A 21,913-nucleotide genomic window follows, 5' to 3' on the forward strand; every position below is an offset into this window, starting at 1 on the left:
GCACCCCGTACGGGCGCGAGAAGTGGGAGGCGACGGCCCGCTACAACATCACCTCCGAGCTGGAAATGCTGTCGCTCCGTTGAGCGCCCGGCCCGTACGCTGCCCCGTATGCGAAGCATGGGCGGGGAACAGGTGACGGAGGCGGTCGCGGGGGCCGTGACGGTCCTGCGGACGGCGGTGGACCGGGACTGGGACAGGGTGAAGGCGGGTCGGCTGGACTGGAGTTGCCGACGCACGGCGGAGCACATGGCCGAAGCTCTCCTCAGGTACGCGGGCGGGCTGGCGGGGCGGGCCGAGAGGCGGTTGCCCCTGACGTTCGGCATCGCGAAGGACGTCGGCAACGACGCGGCGCTCGACATCCTGCAGACGACCTGCGCCCTGCTCGTCGCCGCCATACGCACCACCCCGCGCGAGGTGCGCGCCTTCCACCCGTACCCGTTCCGCAGCGCGAACCGTGAAGGCTTCGCCGCGATGGGGGTCACCGAGGTCGTGCTGCACACGCACGACATCGCCGAGGGCCTGGGGCTCGCCTACGCCCCGCCCGCCGAGCTGTGCGAGGACCTGCTCATGCGGCTCTTCCCGCATGTGCGGCCCGGCCCCGAGCCCTGGCCGACGCTCCTGTGGGCCACGGGCCGTGGCGATCTGCCCGGGCGTGAGCCGGTCACCGAGTGGCGCTGGAGCAACAACCTGGTCGTCCCCACCGAGCGTCTCACCCTTCAGGGCGTCACCCCGGCGGCCGCCACCGATCTGCGCATGGGCGGCACCGGAGGCTTCGAGTGGCTCGACGGCGAGCCCTTCGAGGGCACGCGGGAAGCCGCCGGGATGCTCGTGAAGGCGTACGAGGCCGGGGTGCACCGGCCGGAGTGGGGCGTCTTCGCGCTCGTACGGAGGGAAGACGGGCGTGCGGTGGGGAGCATGGGCTTCCACGGAGCCCCGGACGAGGAGGGACGCGCGGAGGTCGGCTACGACCTGGTGGAGGGCGCCCGCGGCCACGGCTACGCGACCGAAGCGCTGCGCTCCCTCGCCGCGTGGGCGCTGGCCAGGGACGACGTCGGCACGCTCTTCGCCACCGTCGAGCGGGCCAACATCCCGTCGCAGGGCGTTGTCACCCGGGCCGGGTTCACCCGAGTGAGTGAGGACGAGGAGACGTACGCGTACGCGCTGCACCGCTGAGCCCCTGCTCGCGGCCCTTGCGCCGGCGCAGTCCGGACGCGAGCAGCAGCCACACCACCTCGCGGCTGGAGACCTCCACCGCACCGGCGGCCACGACGTCCGCGTACCGGTGCGAGGGGATGTCGTAGTGGTCGCGTTCGAAGGCGCGGCGCGGCACGTCCAGCCTCCCGGCGAACGCGTGGAGTTCGTCGTACGAGACGTCGCTGATCAGATGCGACCACAGGAGGCCGTGACCCGGCCAGGCGGGAGGGTCGATGTAGACCGTCACGAGGACGCCATCCCGCCCGTCGCCCTCGCCAGCGAGCCCACCGCCGCGACCTTCACACCGGCTTTGGGACACACCCAGTGCGGGTTGGGCCCGAGTTCCGGCTCCACGTCGAGGGCGTGCGGGTCGCCGGAGCCGCAGACCGGGCACAGCGGCCAGCGGCCGTACCGCTCCAGGAGCGCGTCCTGGACGTCCTGCGCGACCAGGCCCGCCACGTAGTCGGCGCCGTCCGGCCACTGCTCCACCCACCATCGCCGCTGGGCCACGGAGTCCTCGACGAGTGACACCACGTCCGCCTGGGCGACCTCGCCCGCGACCAGGTCGGCGAGCACTAGGGCGCGCGCCGCGTGCAGGGCCTGCTCCAGGGGGCTGATGGGATCCATGCCCCTATTGTGCGCACTCTTGACCGGACGACCGAATCGAAAATAGCTTTCACATGTGAGCCGAGACGTGAAGGAAATTTTCTCCGGGCCGGTGGGTCCGGGGGTGCCACCCGCCCCCGCCGCCCTCGCCGCCAAGGTGCGCACCCTCGCTCCGTCCATGACGCGGTCGATGCAGCGCGTCGCCGAGGCCGTCGCCGGGGACCCGGCCGGCTGCGCGGCGCTCACGGTCACCGGGCTCGCCGAACTGACCGGCACCAGCGAGGCCACCGTCGTCCGCACGGCACGCCTGCTCGGCTACCCCGGCTACCGGGACCTGCGGCTCGCCCTCGCCGGGCTCGCCGCCCAACAGCAGTCGGGCCGCGCCCCGTCCGTCACCGCGGACATCGCGGTCGACGACCCCATCGCCGATGTCGTCGCCAAGCTCGCCCACGACGAGCAGCAGACCCTCGCCGACACGGCGGCCGGACTCGACACCGTGCAGCTCGGCGCCGCCGTCGCCGCGCTCGCCGCCGCCCGCCGCGTCGACGTCTACGGCATAGGCGCCTCCGGGCTCGTCGCCCAGGACCTGGTGCAGAAGCTGCTGCGGATAGGTCTCATAGCCCACGCGCACAGCGACCCGCACCTCGCCGTCACCAACGCCGTGCAGCTGCGCACCAAGGACGTGGCGATCGCGATCACGCACTCCGGCTCCACCGGCGACGTCATCGAACCGCTGCGCGTCGCCTTCGAGCACGGCGCGACCACCGTCGCGATCACCGGACGCCCGGACGGCCCGGTGTCGCAGTACGCCGACCACGTCCTGACCACGTCCACGGCCCGCGAGAGCGAGCTGCGCCCGGCCGCGATGTCGTCCCGCACCAGCCAACTGCTCGTGGTGGACTGCCTGTTCGTGGGCGTGGCGCAGCGGACGTACGAGACGGCGGCGCCGGCGCTGGCCGCCTCGTACGAGGCGTTGGCGCACCGTCACCGCCCCCGGGGCGGAACGAAGCGCTAGCCCTTCCGTCCTCCTCCCAGAGCAGTTCCGCACCGGAAACGAGCCACCCTCATGACCTCCTCGTCCCACCCCCGCGATCTCCGCGCCGAGCTGGAGACGCTGACCACCGAGGCGTTCCGTCCCGAGCTGGCCGAGATCGACCGGCTGCCGACGCTGGAGATCGCGAAACTGATGAACGGCGAGGACGCGACCGTGCCCTCCGCGGTCGCCGCACGGCTGCCGGAGATCGCCGCCGCGATCGACGCCATCGCCGAGCGGATGGCCCGCGGCGGCCGGCTCGTCTACGCGGGCGCGGGGACCGCCGGGCGGCTCGGCGTCCTGGACGCGTCCGAGTGCCCGCCCACCTTCGACACGGACCCCTCCCAGGTCGTGGGGCTGATCGCGGGCGGCCCGGGCGCCATGGTGACGTCGGTCGAAGGCGCGGAGGACTCCAGGGAGCTGGCGGCGAAGGACCTCGACGCGCTGGAGCTGACGGAGAGTGACACGGTGGTCGGCGTCTCGGCGTCCGGGCGCACGCCCTACGCGGTCGGCGCGGTGGAGCACGCGCGGGCGCGGGGCGCGCTGACGGTCGGCCTGTCCTGCAACGCGGACAGCGCGCTCGCGGCCGCCGCCGACCACGGCATCGAGATCGTGGTCGGCCCCGAACTGCTGACCGGCTCGACCCGGCTGAAGGCGGGCACGGCGCAGAAGCTGGTCCTCAACATGCTCTCGACGATCACGATGATCCGCCTCGGCAAGACGTACGGGAACCTGATGGTGGACGTCCGCGCCTCCAACGACAAGCTGCGCGCCCGCTCCCACCGCATCGTGGCGCTGGCCACCGGCGCGAGCGACGAGGAGATCGAGCGTGCCCTCGCGGCCACGGGCGGAGAGGTCAAGCACGCGATCCTCACCATCCTGGGCCGCGTGGACGGCCCGACGGCGAAACGTCTCCTCGCTCAGAGCGGAGGGCATCTGCGCGCGGCGCTGGAGAAGTCGGGCGGCTGAGCCGCCTTTCGGTGGAGAGCGGCGGAGGTTGCCGCGCGGCGCCCGCCTCGGTGGTTGCAGGCGCCGCACCCTCGACCCGTGCCCAGTACCTCATACGCCGCCACCGCCGCCGCGCTGCTCCCCCTGGTCGGCGGCGCCGCGAACGTCACCTCCGTCGCCCACTGCATGACCCGGCTGCGGCTGGGCCTGGCCGACCGATCCCTCGTCGACGAGGACGCCCTGCGCGCGCTGCCCGAGGTGCTGGGAGTGGTGGACGACGACACGTACCAGACCGTGCTCGGGCCGGGTAAGGCCGCACAGATCACGGCGGAGTTCGAGGCCCTCGTCCGCACGAGCGCCGACGAACCGGCCGCCCGGGGGGCCTCGTCGGCCGGAGACCCGGCCTCGCGGGGAGCCGCGTTGAAGGAGGCCCGGCGACGGCGCAACGCCACCCCCGGCAAGATCCTCCTGCGCCGCGTGGCGAACGTCTTCGTGCCGCTGATCCCGGCCCTCATCGGCTGCGGTGTCATCGCGGGCGCGACGGGCCTGCTCCTCAACCTGCGCCTGTTGCCGTCCCTCACACCCGCCCTCACCACCCTCTCCTCCGCCTTCATGGCCCTGATCGCGGTCTTCGTGGGCCACAACACGGCGAAGGAGTTCGGCGGCACGCCGGTCCTGGGCGGCGCGGTGGCCGCGGTCGTGGTCTACCCGGGGGTCGCCAAGGTCACGGTGCTCGGGACGGCCCTCGCCCCCGGCCAGGGCGGGGTGCTGGGCGCCCTGGCCGCCGCGCTCCTCGCGACGGGCGTCGAGAAGTGGTGCCGCACCTGGGTCCCGGCCACCCTGGACGTCCTGCTGACCCCCACGCTCACGGTGCTCCTCCCCGGCCTGGTGACGCTCTACGTCCTGATGTACGCGGCCGGAGCGGCGGCGAGCGCCATCGGCACGGCGGCGAACTGGCTCCTGTCGACGACGGGCGCGGCAGCGGGCCTGGTCCTCGGCGGCCTGTTCCTCCCTCTCGTGATGCTGGGCCTGCACCAGGCCCTGATCCCGATCCACACCACTCTGATCGAACAGCAGGGCTCCACGGTCCTGCTCCCCCTCCTGGCGATGGCGGGCGCGGGCCAGGTGGGCGCGGCCCTGGCGGTCTACGTCCGCCTCCGCCACGACCTCTCCCTCCGTACGACGATCAGGTCCGCCCTCCCGGCGGGCCTGCTGGGCGTGGGCGAGCCCCTGATCTACGGAGTCTCGCTGCCGCTCGGCCGCCCGTTCCTCACGGCGTGCGTCGGCGGCGCGGCGGGCGGCGCGTTCGTCGGCTGCTTCGCGATGCTCGGCTACAAGGTGGGCGCGACGGCGATCGGACCGTCCGGATGGGCCCTGTTTCCGCTGCTGGCGGGGAACAGGGGACCGGGGGCGACGGCGGCGATCTACGCCGGGGGCCTGCTGACCGGCTATCTGGTGGGCTTCGTGACGACGTACGCGTTCGGCTTCGCGCGTCGGGCGTAGCCAGTCGGCGCGGGAGGCGATCATGCGGAGCTCGGCGCGAACTTGGCGACGTACTCGGCGAAGGGCTCGATGCCGGCCTCGGCACGCAGTTCGTCCACGCGCTCGGGCTCCTCGCAGGGCCACGGCACCGGCGAACCGTCCTCTCTCACACCGGCGATCTGGGTCCCGTAGACCTGCCTGCGCCCCTCGTTGACCAGCGTCCGGTCGCGCAGGAACGCCAGCTCGCGCGGACGGGCCGTCCCGGCCGCCACCGCCTGCTCCATCAGCCGGAGCGCACGGCGCTGGACGTCGAGCTGGCGGTCCGCGTGCTGGGCGATCAGCCAGGCCGCACGGGCAGCCTCCTCGCCGACGGCATCCGCCGTCGGCCAGCCGAACTCGTCCATGATCGCAGCCAGCCGGTCCCCGTGCCGAGCGGTCAGCCGGCGCCATGCCAGCTGCTCGACCGGGTCGTCGCCGTTCGCCCGGACAGCGGCCCGGTGGTCCGCCTCGGCCATGGTCAGGAGTTCCTGCGCCAGAGCGGCGACGTCGTGGGTCACTCTCCGTTCGTGAGCGGCTCGTTCATCGGGCGACTGGAGGCCGGGGACACGGCGGATGCAGCCGGAGTACGCGCGGATGCCGGACGAGGTCCTGGGGACGGAGGACTTCGCCCGAAGCTCGTGTTCCGGGCGGAGACCTGGACGGCGTTCCTCGAAAGCGTCAGGCACGAGTAGGCCAGGTTCCGCTCGGGCCGGGTACGACACGATGCACGACCGACACCTGCCCTACCTCCCAGGCGACACGACCCATGATCGAACTCACGGCTACCGAACCGATATTTGCTCCGATTTTGCATGACGTGCCGTCATGGCTTGACACCCGGTGGCTAGGGTCGAACAGCCGGGCAGTCGACGGAGGGGAAGACGCCAACTCATGGGCCGCAAGGACGAGATACTCGACATCAAGGTCGACGACATCAAGACGGCGGCACCCGCCTTCCACGCGAAAGCGTTGCTCTCGCACACGCGCTGACCACGCTGAAGCAAAACCTGGCCGCGGCGGGCGCCCCGTGGGGCGACGACGAGCAGGGGCAGAAGTTCCACGCGGCCTACGCCCCGCACCTCACGCGGATCGAGCACTCCGCCCAGATCCTCGTCGACGGCCTGGCCAGCATCCACGCGGGCCTGGTCGACATGGCCGACAAGCACATCGACAACGAGGAACGCATCCGGGGCATGTTCGGCCACCACACCACGGGTGACGGCACGTGAGTGTCGCGGACAAGGCCCGTAAGGTCGTCCAGGACCTGACGGGCATGTGGTGGCCGGACGCCGACGAGGACGCACTGCGGGACGCGGCCCGGGCATGGCGGTCCTTCGCCGACGACGTCGACGACATCACCGCGGCCGCCAACAAGGCCGCCGTGCGCTGATCGAGGACAACAAAGGCGAGTCGATCGACGCCTTCCACACGTTCTGGCGCCGCTACTACGACGGCGGCCGGGGCTGGCTGAAGGACCTGGCCGATGCGGCCCGGGACATGGCCAAGGCACTGGACTCCTACGCGGATGCGGTGCACGGCGCGAAGAAGCACCTCGAACACGAACTGGAGATCGTCGGCGCGACCCTCGTCGCGGGCACCGCCCTGGCCTTCTTCACCGCCGGCATCTCCGAGGGCGCCGCGGCAGCCGCGGCGGCGGGCGTCACCGAACTCGCCGCATCCCTGGGCGTGGCGGTGACCGAGGAAGTCGCCACGATCGCCGGCACCACCCTGGCCACGGCGGCCTTCGGCGGGGTGGAGTCCATCACCGTGGACCTGGCCGTCGCCCAGCCCACCGCCATCGCCCTGGGCGAGCAGAAGACCGCCATCAACCTCGACGAGGCCCGGCAGGCCGGCATCTACGGCGCACTCGCCGGTGGCCTTGTGGGCGGGGCCGGGACCACCTATCAGGCTGCTCGGGCCGGAGGGGTATCCGGCCTTTTCGATGGCATAAGCCTCGATCTAGCCGGATCTCGAATGGCCCTGGCCGGCATGCCGTACGAGACTGCTCCCATCCTGCCGGTGACACGAAACAGCGACGAGTGGCTCACCGGCGCCCGGCGGCGCCCACGTGACATCCTCGACGATCCGGCGCAGACGAACTGGGCTGAAGCCGCGTACGACAACTTCCGGCGGGATTCCCGCGACATCGCCGCCATCAGCCGTAACACCGCAGGTGTGCGCCGCGCGAACGGGACGACGGGTTTCACCGAGGAAGAGATCTCTGCCGTCAAGAAGCACGTCTTCGACACGGAGCACCCGATCGAGGACTACGAAACCGGCCAGGTTGTCATGCGCAAATTCGACGCCGACGCCGAGATCGCCGATGCCTGGATCCGCCTTCGTTCCGGCAACGCTCTGCCCGAGGACCATGTGCTGCTCGAACACGAACTCACAGAGCTCGAGTACCTGCGCACGCACCCAGGTGCGACCTACCAGGAAGCACATCGGGTAGCCAATCAAAACTACAATTGGCAGAGCAAGGTTCCGCTCAACAAGCGGGAAGACTTCGAGAGCGAGTGGTAATGGCGTCCCTGGTCTACTTCAAGAAGTTGTCCGAGCGGCCGGGCTCCATCCGCTACTCCTTCGGCGAGGATCCCGCGGAGATGGACCGTACGCTCACGATGGACACGGGCAGCCGCACCTCGACATCCGACGACGGCAACGCCGACTACACGTTCCTCAAGGCATCACGCAAGATCAACTCCTTGTTCGAGGAACGCAGCCAGTGGCCAGAACGGGGCATGAGCGTCAGTTGACGGCTCACTGCTGCCACGCGTGGCTCGCATCCTGACCGTCACCGACGCGGAGAAGGAGCACTGTCGAAGACGAGTTGGAAAGGAGCCCCTGCCTGAGGGTGCCTCCCTGCGTCAGTGGCTCACCGACGTCCAGGGCGCCATCACTGACCGATTGCGCACCGGCGCGCCCTGACTCAGCAACGCCCCAGCGATCCCAGCCGATCTGCGCCCCGAAGCTCAAGTCCCGCGCTTCGAGCCCTCTTTGCAGGGAACGGGTGGAGGGCCTCAACCCACCCTCCCACCCTGCGTGTTGACTTACCGCGTTCAGCTTGCAACGCACGGTGACGAGGCTCTAGCGTGCCCGCATAACGAACAGCCCCCGCTCGGTGCTACCAACACCTGCGGGGGCTTGACCTACGAGATCGAAGGCAAGTCGATCCCATGGCTGACGCCAAGCTTAGTGCTGCCTCCCTGCCCGCGCACGCCTCCCCGCACCCGATGGCCAATCCCGGCTACGGCAAGCGCTCTGCCCCTGGCCAACGCCCCGGCGCCAACCTCGACTTCGCCCACCTCCCACCCCGCGAAGCCGCCGTCGCCGCCTACATCGACCGCCTTCCCGACGGCGCCGGCATCTCCGTGAAAACGCTGGCCAAGCACCTTCCGTACGGCCAGTGCGCACTCCGCACCGTCCTCAACAACCTCCACCGGGCAGGGCACTTGCGTCGAGGCCGGGAGCGCCTGGAGACGGACTCGGGGGAGTTCCGCTGGATCACCCGATCGTGGTTCGCCCGCACGGCACGGGACGACGACTGGTGGGCGGCCTTCGTCCGGGGCGACGTGCCGAAGGAGCCGTCGGCGGACGTACCCCGGCCGACCCGCTCCCGCGCCCACACCCTCCTCGCCGCCCTCGGTCGCACGGCCCCCGCCCTGTCGCTCTCCCAGGCCGACTGCGCGGCCCTCGCCCCGCTCGTGTCCCAGTGGTTCGCGAGGGGCGCCACGGACGAGGCCGTACTCCGTGCCCTGACCGCCGGCCTGCCCTCCCCGGTCCACCACCCGGCGGCCCTGGTCCGCAGGCGCCTGACCGACAAGCTTCCGCCGGAGCCCGCACCCCGCACTCTGCGTCTCCTCGAATGCGCGGAGTGCGGTATCCCGGGACGCCCGGAAGCGCTGCCGGGCGGCCTCTGTGGCGCGTGCCGAGACGGGCACGCCCCTGCTCACCCCAAAGCGCCCCTACCCGCCTCGACGGTCCACGCCCGTGCGGCGGAGACCCGCAGTGAGATGTCGCTGCGACGACGTGAAAGGACACCCGCGTGACGGCTCCCACGGTCCGCCGACACCACCCCGGGGCACGATGGAGGGAAGGAGGCGACGCCATGACCCCTGACACCGAAGAGGGCCCGCAGATGTCGGTCGAGGACTTCGAGGAACTGGTCCGCAGGGCTCCGAGGGAGCTGCGGAACAGGCTGGAGTTCCTCGGCGGAAAGCTGTGCGTCCGGCACGGCCCGCTCGACGTCGACGAGTTCGAGGAGCTGGCCGCCGTGGCTCCGGAAACCGTGAGGCTCGAGTACATCAACGGAAAAGTCGAGGTCAAGGCCATGCCGGACGGCAACCACCGGTCGATCTTCATGTGGCTGCTGCGCCAGTGCATGCAACACCGCCCCGACCTGGACCTCGTCCCCGAGGCCGGCGTCAAGGCCGAGGCATACCGCAAGGGCCGAGCCCGCACGGACGGAACCCTGGTGCCGGTGGACCACTTCAAGGGCGACGGCGAGTGGTCCCCGACCAACGGCATCCTCATGGCCGTGGAGATCACGTCTCACGACCGCGACACCGACCAGCGGGACCGCGTCGACAAGCCCGTCGGCTACGCGGAGGCCGACATCCCCGTGTACCTCCTCATCGATCGCGACACCAACACGGTCACCGTCTTCTCGGAGCCCAAGGACGGCCGTTACCTGCAAGCCCCGACCTATCCATGGGGCTCCCGGGCCGAGCTTCCCGACCCCGTCGGTTTCACCCTGGACACCGAGGGACTGAAGGACTACTCCGACTGATCACGAACCATGCCCGTGGGCAACCGGGCCCGCCTCCTCACTGCTCCGGCTGCCGCTGCGCGTCGCTGCGGCGGCGGCACAGGTGCCGGCCGATGAGGGCCAGGATCAGCACGGCCATCGCGATCAGCACATACAGCTCGTAGCGCTGGATCGCCGGGTACAGCGTGTCCAGGTGGGCCCCGGCCAGGCCGCCGAACGTGACCCAGGCGCCGACCCACAGGGCCGCGCCCAGGGAGTTGAAGATCAGGAACCGGCGCCACGACATTCCGGCCATCCCGGCGATGATCCCGTTCGCCTGGCGCAGGCCCTCGATGAAACGGGCGACGGTGACGACCTTGCCGCCGTGCCGGGTGAAGAAGCCTTCCGCCTTCTTCACGCGGGCCGGGGTGAGCAGGACGTAGCGGCCGTAGCGCTCGACGAGCCGGTGGCCGCCGAAGCGCCCGATGGCGTAGCCGACGTTGTCGCCGAGCACGGCGGCGAAGAAGGCGATGACGGCCACCAGGACGATGTTGAGCCGGCCCGCGCCCGCGTAGACGGCGGCGACGATCAGGATCGTCTCGCCGGGCACGGGCACGCCGAAGTCCTCGATGAACACCAGGCCGGCGACCGCCAGATAGCCCCAGTGGTCCAGGATCGGGGCGACGTCGGCCAGGACTCCGGGGAGCGGGGGCTGTGTCATCGGCGGTCTCCCGTGCGGCTGGGCATGAGCTGTCGGCACCGGCTTCCATGGTCCTGCACGCCCGCGCGGCAGGAGCGCGACGGTCAGGGCTCCGTGGCGACGAGCTGGTCGACCAGGCGGCGCGCCTGGGTGAGCAGGGTGCCGTAGGTGGCGACCTCGCTGGGGTCGTCCGGTACCGAGCCGGCCAGGTGCCGGCGGAGATCGTCGTGCGTGTCGCGCAGCTTGCGCACGGCTTGGCGCAGCTCGTGGTCGTCCCGGTTGCCGAAGCGGCTCGCGCAGTAGAGCCGGAGCGCCTGCGCGGTCTGGTGCAGGAAGTCCGCGTAGCGGCGGGCGGTGGACGGGTCCGGCCGGGCCGCCGGGCGGTCCTCGGACGCGGCCTCCAGGACGGCCCGGGTGACACCGGCGGTGTGGACGGCGGCGTAGTCCAGGACCACGACCGCGTCGTCGTAGTCCTTTCCCGGCGCGGAGTGGGCGCGTGAGCGGCGACGGAGGTTGATGCGCATGCTCTCCCGGCTCCAGCCGATCGCGGAGCGGGCCTGGTCCACCAGGCGTTCCAGGCGCAGCGCCCGCTCGTGCCAGGCGGTGGCCTCGTCGGCGTCCCACCGGTCCTCGGCCATCCCGCCGGCCACCGCCTCGAGGATGTCGTGGGCCTCCCCGGCGGCGTCCTGGAGGGCCGCCCGGCTGTCGCGCAGATACACCGGGGGCCGGATCAGCGCGTTGACGACGATCCCGACCAGGGCCCCGAAGACCGCCTCGGCGATCCGGGCGGCCGAGGTGGCGACGGTGACCTGCCCGTCGGTCAGCACGAACAGCGCGCCGGTGGCCGCGTAGACGCCCTGGCTGCCCAGGCGCTGCCAGTGGCCCAGCAGGACCACCGTGGGCAGCACCAGCGCCATGGCGGTCATCGTGTCGTGCAGCAGCAGGGCCGCCGCCGTCGCCACGACCGTGCCGGTGGCGATCGCCGCGAGCTGCTGCAGCCCGTGCGCGATCGACCGGTACACGGTCGACTCCACCAGGACGACCGCCACCCAGGGCGCCACGAAGGCCACCGGGGCCTTCAGCCACCAGCCCGCCACGGCCCAGGCCACCCAGGCGGCCAGTGCCGCCTTCAGTGCCTGGACGACGATGTCCCGCTCCCGGCCGGGTTCCTCCCAGGCCCGCCGCACCGCCTGGCCGGCCGTCTGAAGCCAGCGCCACACCGGCTGGATCGCCGTACGCTTCCCTCTCATGGCAACCCAGGTGCCACGCGGCTCGCGATGAATGCGCCCGTTTTCTCCGTGCCCGCCCGCACCGTGCCGAAGGCACGCGGATCGACCCCCGCGGGTACGGCTCTCTCCCGCAGGAACGGATCTATCCCCGCAGGAACTCCGCGATGCGCTCGTCCCAGGTCGCGATGTCGGTGGTGTCGTGGGAGACGTGCAGTCGCGCGCCGGGCAGCAGCTCGGCGAGTTGCTCCGCCGTGGAGACCGGGTGCCCCGGGTCACCGCTCCAGGTGAGGACCAGCGTGGGCTGGGCGAGACGGGCGATCTCCTCCCGGGCCGGCAGATCGGAGGCCGCCGCCCCGCGCAGCAGCGCCGACAGCGTCTCGGGGTGCGCCCCCAACGACCGCGGCGGGTAGCCCGGCGCGTCGGCGAGGGACTCCGGAACCGGCGCGCCCGCCAGAGCGGCTCCGAACCCCTCCACGCCCTCCTTGTCCGTGACGTCGGCGAGAGTGCGGTACAGCTCCGCCTGAGCGGGCCGGGTCTCCCATGCGGTCGGCGGGATCACGAGCACCAGGCGGTCGAACCGCTCGGGTGCGCGCACCGCCGCGGTCAGCACGGTGGCGCAGCCCAGCGAGCCGCCCATGCCCGCCACGGGCCGCCCGCCGTCCAGGTGGTCCATCAGAGCCAGCAGGTCGTCGGCGAACCGCGGGTAGGTGTAGTCGCCGGCGTGCGGACGGTCACCCGACTCACCGTGCCCCCGGGCGTCGTAGCGCACGAAACGGCGGCCGGGCAGGGCTTCGACCGCCGTCCAGCGGTACAGGCCCAGGTCCGCCTCGGCCTGCCGGCTCAGCAGCAGGCCGTGGGCGTACACGGCGAGCGGGCCCTCGCCCGTGGACTCGTAGGCGAGGTCGGTGCCGTTCGGAAGCGTCAGGCGCAGCGTCATGATCAGGCAACGCGGCGCACCGCGGACCGTATTCCGGGCGCGCTCACCAACTGCCCCATGGGCAGCGGCGGTTCATCCCCGCAGCGGAAGCGCCGGGAACTCGTAGCCCTCCCAGATGCGCCGCGACGCCTCCTCCGGATACGCCGTGACCGTCGGTTCCACGTCCAGCACCTGCACCAGCCGGCGTTCGGTGTCGTACGCCGGCCAGCCCGGGTCGCCCGTCCTCGCGAACGTCGTCCAGGACGTGCGGAAGCGGGAGGCCAGCGCCTCGGCCTCCGGGCCGGGCTCCCCGTCCGCGAACAGCAGGGAGCCGAGGTCCGCCGTGAAGGTGCCGAACAGCAGCGGGATGTCCAGGCCGTGGCAGGCGCGCAGGACGCCTCCGCTGCCCGGGGCGGGCCAGGTCAGTTCGTACGCGTACGCACGGCCGCCCCCGGCCACCTGCGCCTCGGCCAGGTGCAGGGTGGGCATGCGGAAGAGCCAGTCGGACTGGATCCGTTCGTACAGCTCGTCGGGCGTGGCGTCGGGGAACGCGGCGCGGTAGGCGGCCTCGCCGTCCGGGCCCGGAGCGAACAGGCGCAAAGCTCCCGTCACCTGCTCTTCGGTGATCCGGCCGAGCATGCCGCCGAGGACCAGGAAGAGCTGGTACTCCTCCCGGTTGTGGCCGGTGATCAGCTCGACGTCCCGGCCCGCGCCGCCCGCCAGCGCCTGCCAGGGGGTGGTGGGCAGCACCTCGCCGTCGACGACCGGCGAGAAGGGGGTCACCGTGGGCGCGACCTGCCCCCAGCGGTCCTGGTACTGGAGCATCTTGGCGCTCAACGCCTGGCCCGCGTCGGTCAGTCGGCGCGGGTCCACGGCCGACAGGTCGGCGGCCGTGGGGCGCAGGCCCGCCTCCGCGGCGATGGCGGTCGCGAGGTCACGGGCCAGTGCGTCGGAGAAGTACGTGCCCGGCACGCTCTGGGCGATCGCCCGCCGGAACAGCCCCGCCGCGCTGGGCATGGCCAGCAGCGCGGCGACCGACCCGGCGCCCGCCGACTCGCCGAAGACGGTCACCTGCTCCGGGTCGCCGCCGAACGCCTCGATGTTGTCCCGCACCCACTCCAGGGCCGCGACCTGGTCCAGCAGACCCCGGTTGGCCGGGGCGCCCTCGATGCGGGCGAAGCCCTCGATCCCGACGCGGTAGTTGAAGGTGACGACGACGAGGTCACCGTCGCGGGCGAGGTGCCGGGCGTCGTATCCGGGGCTGCCCGCGTGGCCCAGCTTGTAGGCGCCGCCGTAGATCCACACCATCACGGGACGGCGGGAGGCCGGATCCGGATCGGGCGTCCAGACGTTGACGGTCAGCCAGTCGTCGCCGACGGACGCGTCCAGGACGCCGGTACGGCCCAGGATGGCCGTCTCCTGCGGGGGCGGCGGGCCGAAGGCGTACGCCTCCCGTGTGCCGTCCCACGCGCGCACCGGGCGGGGTGCCTGGAAGCGCCCCGCCCTCACCGGCGGTTCGGCGAACGGTATGCCGCGGAACACCGCTAGCCCGTCCTCCCGGCGCCCGCGCACCGCGCCGGTCGCGGTGCGCACCACGGGTCCGGTCTCGTCGTCGGTGGTCGGCGTGCGGGATTCGGCTGTCGTCATCGTGTGACCTCCAACTTGTCGCCGGTACGGCCCCTCGTCCGGGTGCCGGTGGAACACGTGGTGCACGGACGGCCGAGCGGCCGCCGCCCGCACGAGGCGGGACCGCGACCGCCCGGCCCGACGATCAGTTGGACTTTACGCCTTGGCCTCGGAGACCTCCGCGTGCCCGGCCGGACCGTCGGCCGCGGGCGGCGTCTGCCCGGTGGCCGGACGCCGCCGCGGGATGAAGGAGGCGACGGCGAAGGCGAGGAGCGCGGCACCGGCCCCGATGGCCAGGACGGTGCGGAAGCCGTCCCGGGAGGGCAGGGTGACGGGCCCCAGGGCCTTGGTCATGTTGGCGAGGATCACGCCGGCGACCGCGCTCGCGGTGGAGGTGCCGATGGACCGCATCAGCGTGTTGAGGCTGTTGGCTGCACCGGTCTCGGACGCGGGCACGGCCCCCATGATCAGCGCGGGCATGGAGCCGTAGGTGAAGCCGATGCCGGCGCCGATGACGCAGGAGACCAGCACGAAGTGCCAGACCTGGTCCATCAGCACGATGTTCAGCAGATAGCCGGCGGCCACGATCAGGGCGCCGGTCATCAGGGTCGTCTTCGGCCCCCTGGCCTTGGAGACGGCCGCGGACACCGGGGCGACGGCCATCATCACCAGGCCGGACGGCGCCATCACCAGACCGGCGGTGAGCAGGGACTTGCCGAGGCCGTAGCCGGTCGCCGTGGGCAGCTGCAGGAGCTGCGGGAGGACCAGGGACATCGCGAACATCGCGAAGCCGATCGCGATCGAGGCGAGGTTCGTCACCAGCACCTGGCGGCGGGCGGTGGTGCGCAGGTCCACCAGCGGCTCCGCGACGCGCAGCTCGAAGAAGCCCCACGCCGGCAGGACGACGACGGCCGCCGCGAACAGGCCGACGGTGGTGCCGCTCCCCCAGCCCCAGTCGGCGCCCTTGGAGATCGCCAGCAGCAGGCACACCAGTCCGGCCGCCATGCCCAGGGCTCCGACCGCGTCGAAGCGCCCACCGGTGCGCACCTTCGACTCGGGCACGCACACGAGGACGAGGACGGCGGCCACGGCGCCGAGGACCGCCGAGGTCCAGAACAGCACGTGCCAGTCGTAGTTCTCGGCGATGACCGCGGCGGCGGGCAGGCCGAGGGCGCCGCCGACACCGAGGGAGGCGCTCATCAGCGCGGTGGCGGAGTCCAGGCGCTCGGCGGGCAGCTCGTCGCGCATGATGCTGATGCCGAGCGGAATGACACCGGCCGCCAGGCCCTGCAGGGCCCGTCCGACGATCATCGGAGTGAGGGAGTCGCTGAGGGCCGCCGTGAGGGATCCGGCCACCAGCACGGTCGCGCTGAGCAGGAGCATCCGGCGCTTGCCGTACATGTCACCGAGACGGCCCGTCACAGGGGTGGCGACGGCGCCCGCGAGCAGGGTGGCGGTGACGGCCCAGGCGGTGTCCGACGACGAGGCGTGCAGCAACTGCGGCAGCTCGGGGACGATCGGGATGACCAGCGTCTGCATCAGCGAGACGACGATGCCGGCGAAGGCCAGGACGGCCACGATGGCGGTGGGCCTCGGCGGCGTGTTGGGGGACATGTCGGGGGCCTCCGTCGGGCATGGATCTGCTTGACTTACGCAACCTTATGCCTATTGATTGACTTAAGCAAGCGAATTCGGCCGCGCTGGACCTGAGAGCACGCCACGCCGTGCGGCGAAGCCGTACAGGGGTACGGCCCCACCGCCGTCGAAGGGCGAGGGGCCGTACTCCCCGTTCGTCGGTGCGGGGCCTCGGCGCCCCGTCCGTCAGCGCTCCGGTCAGTACAGGGTCTTCAGCGCCGCCGCGTCATACGCGCCCAGCGCGTCGAAGCGGCCCTGAAGGACCTTCTTCGCCCACTCCGGGTCCTGCAGCAGCGCCCGGCCCACCGCCACCAGGTCGAACTCCTCCGACTCCAGTCGGTCCAGGAGGTTGTCGAGGGTCCTGACCGGGGCGCCCTCTCCCTGGAACGCGCGGAGGAAGTCGCCGTCCAGGCCCACCGAACCCACCGTGATCGCCGGCTTGCCGGTGAGCTTCTTCGTCCAGCCGGCGAGATTGAGGTCGGAGCCCTCGAACTCGGGCAGCCAGTAGCGGCGCGTGGAGGCGTGGAAGACGTCCACACCCGCCGCCGCGAGCGGGGTGAGGATCGCCTCCAGCTCCTCGGGGGTCTCGGCGAGACGGGCGGTGTAGTCCTGCTGCTTCCACTGCGAGTAGCGGAAGAGCACCGGGAAGTCGGGGGACACCCGCTCGCGGACCGCCGCGACGATCTCGGCCGCGAACCTGGTGCGGGCCACCGGGTCGCCGCCGTACGCGTCCGTGCGGCGGTTGGTGCCCGCCCACAGGAACTGGTCGACGAGGTAGCCATGGGCGCCGTGGATCTCCACGCCGTCGAAGCCGATGCGCTCGGCGTCCGCGGCGGCCTGGGCGAACGCCTCGACGACGTCGTCCAGGTCCTGCTGGGTCATCGCCCTGCCGGTGGGCTCGGCGCCCGCGGTGACCAGGCCGGACGGACCGACGGCGGGGGCATCCGCGAAGGGGGGCTCGCCCTGCTTGCGGACCATGCCGATGTGCCACAGCTGCGGGACGATCGTGCCACCGGCGGCGTGCACGTCCTCGGCGACCTTGGCCCAGCCCGCGAGCTGCTCGTCGCCGTGGAAGCGCGGGACGCGGTCGCTCTGGCCGGCCGACTCGTGGCCGACGTAGGTGCCCTCGGTGACGATCAGGCCGACGCCGGCGGCGGCGCGGCGCGCGTAGTAGGAGCGCACGTCCTCGCCGGGGACGCCGCCCGGCGAGAACATGCGGGTCATCGGCGCCATCACGATCCTGTTCGGGACGGTGAGGCCACCCAGCGCGATCGGGCGGGAGAGGATCTGGGCCGCGCGGGAGGCGGGCGTGGTGACGGTCACGTGAGGGGCTCCTCGAAGATCGTTTTGTTAACCGACTGGTATGTGCGCGCGCATTGTTGCAGCTTCTGAAGCAACTGCCTATGCGCTGCCCCACATTCCAGGCCGGGCGGGACGCCCGCGTGATCCTGGACACGCCCGAGGGCGGCACCCCCTGCCACAGACAGGGAGTGCCGCCCTCGTACGGAAGGACTGGTACCGATCCTCGGGAGGATCAGAAGTCCATGTCACCGCCCGGCATGCCGCCACCGGCGGGCGCGGCGGCCTTCTCCGGCTTGTCGGCGATGACGGCCTCGGTGGTGAGGAACAGCGCGGCGATGGAGGCGGCGTTCTGCAGCGCGGAACGGGTCACCTTCGCCGGGTCGATGATGCCCTCGGCGATCATGTCCACGTACTCACCGGTCGCGGCGTTCAGGCCGTGGCCCGGGGTGAGGTTGCGGACCTTCTCCACCACGACGCCGCCCTCGAGGCCGGCGTTGACGGCGATCTGGGTCAGCGGGGCGGTCAGGGCCTTGCGGACGATCTCGGCGCCGACGGCCTCGTCACCGTCGAGGTCCAGCTTCTCGAAGGAGTTCTGCGCCGCCTGGACCAGGGCCACGCCACCACCGGCGACGATGCCCTCCTCGACGGCCGCCTTCGCGTTGCGGACGGCGTCCTCGATGCGGTGCTTGCGCTCCTTGAGCTCCACCTCGGTGGCGGCACCGGCCTTGATGACGGCCACGCCGCCGGCCAGCTTCGCCAGGCGCTCCTGCAGCTTCTCGCGGTCGTAGTCGGAGTCGCTGTTCTCGATCTCGGCGCGGATCTGGTTGACCCGGCCCTGGACCTGCTCGGCGTTGCCGGCACCGTCGACGATGGTGGTCTCGTCCTTGGTGATGACGACCTTGCGGGCGCGGCCCAGGAGGTCCAGGGTCGCGTTCTCCAGCTTGAGGCCGACCTCCTCGGAGATGACCTCGCCGCCCGTGAGGATGGCGATGTCGCCGAGCATGGCCTTGCGGCGGTCGCCGAAGCCCGGGGCCTTGACGGCGACGGACTTGAAGGTGCCGCGGATCTTGTTGACGACCAGGGTCGACAGGGCCTCGCCCTCGACGTCCTCGGCGATGATCAGCAGCGGCTTGCCGGACTGCATGACCTTCTCGAGGAGCGGGAGCAGGTCCTTGACCGAGGAGATCTTGGAGTTGGCGATCAGGATGTACGGGTCGTCGAGGACGGCCTCCATACGCTCCATGTCGGTGGCGAAGTACGCCGAGATGTAGCCCTTGTCGAAGCGCATGCCCTCGGTGAGCTCCAGCTCCAGACCGAAGGTCTGCGACTCCTCGACGGTGATGACGCCTTCCTTGCCGACCTTGTCCATGGCCTCGGCGATCAGCTCGCCGATCTGGGTGTCGGCGGCGGAGATGGAGGCCGTGGAGGCGATCTGCTCCTTGGTCTCGACGTCCTTGGCCTGCTCGAGCAGGGCGGCGGAGACGGCCTCGACGGCCTTCTCGATGCCGCGCTTCAGGCCCATCGGGTTGGCACCGGCGGCCACGTTGCGCAGGCCCTCGCGGACCAGCGCCTGGGCGAGCACGGTCGCCGTGGTCGTACCGTCACCGGCGACGTCGTCCGTCTTCTTGGCGACTTCCTTGACCAGCTCGGCGCCGATCTTCTCGTACGGGTCCTCGAGCTCGATCTCCTTGGCGATGGAGACACCGTCGTTGGTGATCGTGGGGGCGCCCCACTTCTTCTCGAGGACGACGTTGCGGCCCTTGGGGCCGAGGGTCACCTTGACGGCGTCCGCGAGCTGGTTCATGCCGCGCTCGAGGCCGCGCCGCGCCTCCTCGTCGAACGCGATGATCTTGGCCATGTGAAGTGGTCCTCCCAGGACTGGGGGTGATTACTTCGGACCGCGCCCGCGCCCGCGACGGACGGCCCCGGCCGGAGGTTCCTTGCCCCACCCGGCCCGCGGCCTCACCGACCCGGTCCTTCTGTTGTCACTCTCACCTTCAGAGTGCTAACGCCAATGATTAGCACTCGCCCCTGCCGAGTGCAAGCGGCGTCCAAGGTGCACAGAGGTGAACGCTCCCGTGCGCCCCGTGGAGGAGCCGATGGCCGGGCACGACCGAGGGGCCCGTACCCCGGACGGGATACGAGCCCCTCGACACGTCGAACAGTTCAGTCGTCGGCGCGTTGTATCAGGCGGTCACGCGGACCATGTCCGCCTGCGGGCCCTTCTGACCCTGCGAGATCTCGAACTCGACCCGCTGGCCCTCTTCAAGGGTGCGGTAGCCGTCCATCTGGATCGCGCTGTAGTGGACGAAGACGTCCGCACCACCGTCGACCGCGATGAAGCCGTACCCCTTCTCCGCGTTGAACCACTTGACGGTGCCCTGAGCCATGCCTAACTCCCCTATTACTGGCCCTTGCACAGATCCACACTTCGCGGATCCGGGTCAGACCTCACCCCCCAACGGTTGGGGGCGTGCGCCGGAACGCGTCGACCGCGGCTGAATGTATCTGTCCAACTGCCCTCTGCAACAGGTCAATCGGACGAGAATTCGGGGTCCGACCGGTCGGGAATGTACGGAGAATTCACCCGAATTCAGGGCAAGTCGGGCCGGGCAAAGGGAATGAATGGCGCAAAAGCCCTGCACACTTTGGCTGCATCTTGTCGGGCGCGCGGCCGCTGATCGCGGACCCGGAAGGAGAGTCCGGGAGCGCGTTCCCCAACTGTACCGCGCTCAACCATGCAGAATTGCCCCCTCCGCTTCTCTCGCGGAGAGGGCAATTCGATGAACTCTCGGTCACCTACATTACCGAGGGTAATGATCAGGCGCCTGAAGGACCGTCAGCCGCCCGCGACCGCCGGGATGATGGAGACGCCCGCGCCGTCCGGGGTGGCGGTCTCAAGGCCCTGCTCGAAGCGGACGTCGTCGTCGTTCACGTAGACGTTGACGAAGCGGCGCAGCTTGCCCTGGTCGTCCAGGACACGGGCGGCGATGCCGGTGTGGTTCTTCTCCAGGTCGGCGATGACCTCGGCGAGGGTCGCGCCCTCGGCGGTGACCTCGGCCTGGCCGCCCGTGTAGGTGCGCAGGATGGTGGGGATGCGGACGGTGACGCTCATCGGGGGATGACCTCCGGTCGGGGTACGGCTGCTGGGTTGTGGCGGGCGGAGGTCAGACGAGACCGGCCTCGCGGAAGGACTCGAGGGTAGGACGGATCGTCGCGGTCAGCCCCGTGTCGGCCACCGCGTCCAGCGTCTTCAGACCGTCCCCGGTGTTGAGGACGACCGTCGTCTTCGCCGGGTCGAGGACGCCGTTCTCGATCAGCTTGCGCGTGACACCGACGGTCACGCCACCCGCCGTCTCGGCGAAGATGCCCTCGGTGCGCGCCAGCAGCTTGATGGCGTCGACGATCTGCTCGTCCGTCACGTCCTCCACGGCGCCGCCCGTGCGGCGGGCGATGTCCAGGACGTACGGGCCGTCGGCCGGGTTGCCGATGGCCAGCGACTTGGCGATCGTGTTCGGCTTCTGCGGCCGCACGACGTCGTGGCCCGCCTTGTACGCCGTCGACACCGGCGAGCAGCCCTCGGCCTGCGCGCCGAAGATCTTGTACGGCGTGTCCTCGACGAGCCCGAGCTTGATCAGCTCCTGCAGACCCTTGTCGATCTTCGTGAGCTGCGAGCCGGAGGCGATCGGCACCACGATCTGGTCCGGCAGCCGCCAGCCGAGCTGCTCGGCGATCTCGTACGCCAGGGTCTTGGAGCCCTCCGCGTAGTACGGCCGCAGGTTGACGTTGACGAAGCCCCAGCCCTCGCCCGCCGGGTCGCCGATCAGCTCGGAGCAGAAGCGGTTCACGTCGTCGTAGTTGCCCTCGATGCCGACGAGCTCGCCGCCGTAGATCGCGGCCATGACGACCTTGCCCTGCTCCAGGTCGTGCGGGATGAACACGCAGGAGCGGAAGCCGGCACGGGCCGCCGCGGCGCCGACCGCGCCCGCGAGGTTGCCGGTGGAGGAGCAGGACAGGGTGGTGAAGCCGAAGACGCGCGCCGCCTCCAGCGCCTGGGCGACCACGCGGTCCTTGAAGGAGTGCGTCGGGTTACCGGAGTCGTCCTTCACATACAACCCGCCGGTGACTCCCAGCTCGCGCGCCAGGTTGTCGGCCTTGACGAGCTTGGTCCAGCCCGGGTTGAGGTTCGGCTTGTCGGCGACGTCCGCCGGGACCGGCAGCAGCGGCGCATAGCGCCAGATGTTCGCGGGGCCCGCCTCGATGCGCTTCCGCAGCTCCTCGGTGTCGTAGCCCGAGAAGTCGTAGGCGACCTCCAGGGGGCCGAAACACTCCTCGCAGGCGAAGACCGGGCCGAGCGGCACCCGGTGGCCGCACTCGCGGCAGGACAGGGCCGCGGCGGGGCCGAGGTTCACGGAGTCGGTGGTGCTTGCAACTGTATGCACAGCCATGTCAGGCG

Annotated in this window: 22 protein-coding genes; 9 read left to right on the forward strand and 13 right to left on the reverse strand. The window is 71.2% G+C overall.

Translation table 11 applies throughout. The features are described 5' to 3' along the window. Positions 1-108: 108 nt before the first annotated feature. On the forward strand, positions 109-1,173 hold the full coding sequence (locus tag C3488_RS14220) for a GNAT family N-acetyltransferase (protein ID WP_103839770.1): 1,065 nt from the start codon (positions 109-111) through the stop codon (positions 1,171-1,173). On the opposite strand, the gene C3488_RS14225 is transcribed toward C3488_RS14220, so the two are convergent. After that, positions 1,121-1,441 (reverse strand): DUF4031 domain-containing protein, encoded by a 321-nt coding sequence (locus C3488_RS14225; RefSeq protein ID WP_103839771.1) that lies wholly within the window; start codon positions 1,439-1,441, stop codon positions 1,121-1,123. The two genes, C3488_RS14220 and C3488_RS14225, sit on opposite strands and share 53 nt — an antisense overlap. Next, the gene (locus C3488_RS14230; RefSeq protein ID WP_103839772.1) at positions 1,438-1,821 is read right to left on the reverse strand and encodes a hypothetical protein; all 384 of its coding nucleotides are present in this window, start codon (positions 1,819-1,821) and stop codon (positions 1,438-1,440) included. The genes C3488_RS14225 and C3488_RS14230 overlap by 4 nt, the downstream gene beginning before the upstream one ends. A 55-nt stretch (positions 1,822-1,876) precedes the next feature. Here C3488_RS14230 and C3488_RS14235 point away from each other — a divergent pair, with 55 nt between their 5' ends. The 3 genes from C3488_RS14235 (at position 1,877) to C3488_RS14245 (ending at position 5,284) form a co-directional block, all read left to right on the forward strand. Then, on the forward strand, positions 1,877-2,815 hold the full coding sequence (locus C3488_RS14235) for a MurR/RpiR family transcriptional regulator (protein WP_103839773.1): 939 nt from the start codon (positions 1,877-1,879) through the stop codon (positions 2,813-2,815). A gap of 51 nt (positions 2,816-2,866) precedes the next feature. Then, positions 2,867-3,802, forward strand: a complete 936-nt coding sequence (murQ, locus tag C3488_RS14240) for an N-acetylmuramic acid 6-phosphate etherase (RefSeq protein ID WP_103839774.1) — start codon at positions 2,867-2,869, stop codon at positions 3,800-3,802. A 78-nt stretch (positions 3,803-3,880) separates the two neighbouring features. After that, on the forward strand, positions 3,881-5,284 hold the full coding sequence (locus tag C3488_RS14245) for a PTS transporter subunit EIIC (RefSeq protein WP_103839775.1): 1,404 nt from the start codon (positions 3,881-3,883) through the stop codon (positions 5,282-5,284). A 20-nt stretch (positions 5,285-5,304) separates the two neighbouring features. Here C3488_RS14245 and C3488_RS14250 read toward each other — a convergent pair whose 3' ends face one another. Then, positions 5,305-5,820 carry a DUF6624 domain-containing protein gene (locus tag C3488_RS14250; RefSeq protein ID WP_103839776.1) on the reverse strand — a complete coding sequence of 172 codons (516 nt, stop codon included), beginning with the start codon at positions 5,818-5,820 and terminating at the stop codon, positions 5,305-5,307. Between the two features lie 707 nt (positions 5,821-6,527). Between C3488_RS14250 and C3488_RS40500 the strand changes: the two genes are divergently transcribed. The 5 genes from C3488_RS40500 to C3488_RS14280 all read left to right on the forward strand — a co-directional run bounded on the left by C3488_RS40500 (position 6,528) and on the right by C3488_RS14280 (position 10,091). Continuing rightward, complete coding sequence (locus C3488_RS40500) at positions 6,528-6,692, forward strand: hypothetical protein (RefSeq protein ID WP_181139014.1); 165 nt, start codon at positions 6,528-6,530, stop codon at positions 6,690-6,692. Beyond that, the gene (locus tag C3488_RS14265) at positions 6,626-7,825 is read left to right on the forward strand and encodes a hypothetical protein (protein ID WP_146067863.1); all 1,200 of its coding nucleotides are present in this window, start codon (positions 6,626-6,628) and stop codon (positions 7,823-7,825) included. Before C3488_RS40500 ends, C3488_RS14265 begins: the two co-directional genes overlap by 67 nt. Further along, positions 7,825-8,058, forward strand: a complete 234-nt coding sequence (locus C3488_RS14270; RefSeq protein ID WP_103839778.1) for a hypothetical protein — start codon at positions 7,825-7,827, stop codon at positions 8,056-8,058. Before C3488_RS14265 ends, C3488_RS14270 begins: the two co-directional genes overlap by 1 nt. A gap of 420 nt (positions 8,059-8,478) precedes the next feature. Next, positions 8,479-9,351 (forward strand): helix-turn-helix domain-containing protein, encoded by an 873-nt coding sequence (locus tag C3488_RS14275; RefSeq protein WP_258053420.1) that lies wholly within the window; start codon positions 8,479-8,481, stop codon positions 9,349-9,351. A 59-nt stretch (positions 9,352-9,410) separates the two neighbouring features. Continuing rightward, a complete protein-coding gene (locus C3488_RS14280; RefSeq protein WP_258053421.1) occupies positions 9,411-10,091 on the forward strand; it encodes a Uma2 family endonuclease in 681 nt (226 codons plus the stop codon). Positions 10,092-10,128: 37 nt separating this feature from the next. On the opposite strand, the gene C3488_RS14285 is transcribed toward C3488_RS14280, so the two are convergent. The 10 genes from C3488_RS14285 to thrC form a co-directional block, all read right to left on the reverse strand. Continuing rightward, complete coding sequence (locus C3488_RS14285; RefSeq protein WP_103839780.1) at positions 10,129-10,770, reverse strand: DedA family protein; 642 nt, start codon at positions 10,768-10,770, stop codon at positions 10,129-10,131. An 83-nt stretch (positions 10,771-10,853) separates the two neighbouring features. After that, complete coding sequence (locus tag C3488_RS14290) at positions 10,854-11,999, reverse strand: aromatic acid exporter family protein (RefSeq protein ID WP_103839781.1); 1,146 nt, start codon at positions 11,997-11,999, stop codon at positions 10,854-10,856. 121 nt (positions 12,000-12,120) lie between these two features. Beyond that, positions 12,121-12,915 carry an alpha/beta fold hydrolase gene (locus tag C3488_RS14295; RefSeq protein ID WP_103839782.1) on the reverse strand — a complete coding sequence of 265 codons (795 nt, stop codon included), beginning with the start codon at positions 12,913-12,915 and terminating at the stop codon, positions 12,121-12,123. 72 nt (positions 12,916-12,987) lie between these two features. Then, positions 12,988-14,541, reverse strand: a complete 1,554-nt coding sequence (locus C3488_RS14300; protein WP_103839783.1) for a carboxylesterase/lipase family protein — start codon at positions 14,539-14,541, stop codon at positions 12,988-12,990. A gap of 135 nt (positions 14,542-14,676) precedes the next feature. Then, entirely contained in the window at positions 14,677-16,134 is a 1,458-nt protein-coding gene (locus tag C3488_RS14305; RefSeq protein ID WP_103839784.1) for an MFS transporter, read from the reverse strand. Positions 16,135-16,353: 219 nt separating this feature from the next. After that, on the reverse strand, positions 16,354-17,478 hold the full coding sequence (locus C3488_RS14310) for an NADH:flavin oxidoreductase (protein WP_103839785.1): 1,125 nt from the start codon (positions 17,476-17,478) through the stop codon (positions 16,354-16,356). A 211-nt stretch (positions 17,479-17,689) separates the two neighbouring features. Continuing rightward, the gene (gene groL / locus C3488_RS14315) at positions 17,690-19,315 is read right to left on the reverse strand and encodes a chaperonin GroEL (protein WP_103839786.1); all 1,626 of its coding nucleotides are present in this window, start codon (positions 19,313-19,315) and stop codon (positions 17,690-17,692) included. Between the two features lie 328 nt (positions 19,316-19,643). Then, the gene (locus C3488_RS14320; protein ID WP_004986573.1) at positions 19,644-19,847 is read right to left on the reverse strand and encodes a cold-shock protein; all 204 of its coding nucleotides are present in this window, start codon (positions 19,845-19,847) and stop codon (positions 19,644-19,646) included. Positions 19,848-20,296: 449 nt separating this feature from the next. Then, positions 20,297-20,572, reverse strand: a complete 276-nt coding sequence (locus tag C3488_RS14325) for a MoaD/ThiS family protein (protein WP_029387398.1) — start codon at positions 20,570-20,572, stop codon at positions 20,297-20,299. Between the two features lie 52 nt (positions 20,573-20,624). Next, positions 20,625-21,905 carry a threonine synthase gene (gene thrC / locus C3488_RS14330; RefSeq protein WP_103839787.1) on the reverse strand — a complete coding sequence of 427 codons (1,281 nt, stop codon included), beginning with the start codon at positions 21,903-21,905 and terminating at the stop codon, positions 20,625-20,627. Between the last annotated feature and the right edge of the window lie 8 nt (positions 21,906-21,913).

The organism is Streptomyces sp. Ru72, assembly GCF_002920635.1.
Classification (GTDB): domain Bacteria; phylum Actinomycetota; class Actinomycetes; order Streptomycetales; family Streptomycetaceae; genus Streptomyces.

Excerpts from the sequence above, each read along its gene's own strand:
- C3488_RS14220 (WP_103839770.1), top strand. The coding sequence starts at position 109 with ATGCGAAGCATGGGCGGGGAACAGGTGACGGAGGCGGTCGCGGGGGCC.
- C3488_RS14230 (WP_103839772.1), bottom strand. The coding sequence starts at position 1,821 with ATGGATCCCATCAGCCCCCTGGAGCAGGCCCTGCACGCGGCGCGCGCC.
- murQ (WP_103839774.1), top strand. The coding sequence starts at position 2,867 with ATGACCTCCTCGTCCCACCCCCGCGATCTCCGCGCCGAGCTGGAGACG.
- C3488_RS14265 (WP_146067863.1), top strand. The coding sequence starts at position 6,626 with ATGGCGGTCCTTCGCCGACGACGTCGACGACATCACCGCGGCCGCCAA.
- C3488_RS14270 (WP_103839778.1), top strand. The coding sequence starts at position 7,825 with ATGGCGTCCCTGGTCTACTTCAAGAAGTTGTCCGAGCGGCCGGGCTCC.
- C3488_RS14275 (WP_258053420.1), top strand. The coding sequence starts at position 8,479 with ATGGCTGACGCCAAGCTTAGTGCTGCCTCCCTGCCCGCGCACGCCTCC.
- C3488_RS14280 (WP_258053421.1), top strand. The coding sequence starts at position 9,411 with ATGACCCCTGACACCGAAGAGGGCCCGCAGATGTCGGTCGAGGACTTC.
- C3488_RS14285 (WP_103839780.1), bottom strand. The coding sequence starts at position 10,770 with ATGACACAGCCCCCGCTCCCCGGAGTCCTGGCCGACGTCGCCCCGATC.
- C3488_RS14290 (WP_103839781.1), bottom strand. The coding sequence starts at position 11,999 with ATGAGAGGGAAGCGTACGGCGATCCAGCCGGTGTGGCGCTGGCTTCAG.
- C3488_RS14295 (WP_103839782.1), bottom strand. The coding sequence starts at position 12,915 with ATGACGCTGCGCCTGACGCTTCCGAACGGCACCGACCTCGCCTACGAG.
- C3488_RS14300 (WP_103839783.1), bottom strand. The coding sequence starts at position 14,541 with ATGACGACAGCCGAATCCCGCACGCCGACCACCGACGACGAGACCGGA.
- C3488_RS14305 (WP_103839784.1), bottom strand. The coding sequence starts at position 16,134 with ATGTCCCCCAACACGCCGCCGAGGCCCACCGCCATCGTGGCCGTCCTG.
- groL (WP_103839786.1), bottom strand. The coding sequence starts at position 19,315 with ATGGCCAAGATCATCGCGTTCGACGAGGAGGCGCGGCGCGGCCTCGAG.
- C3488_RS14320 (WP_004986573.1), bottom strand. The coding sequence starts at position 19,847 with ATGGCTCAGGGCACCGTCAAGTGGTTCAACGCGGAGAAGGGGTACGGC.
- C3488_RS14325 (WP_029387398.1), bottom strand. The coding sequence starts at position 20,572 with ATGAGCGTCACCGTCCGCATCCCCACCATCCTGCGCACCTACACGGGC.
- thrC (WP_103839787.1), bottom strand. The coding sequence starts at position 21,905 with ATGGCTGTGCATACAGTTGCAAGCACCACCGACTCCGTGAACCTCGGC.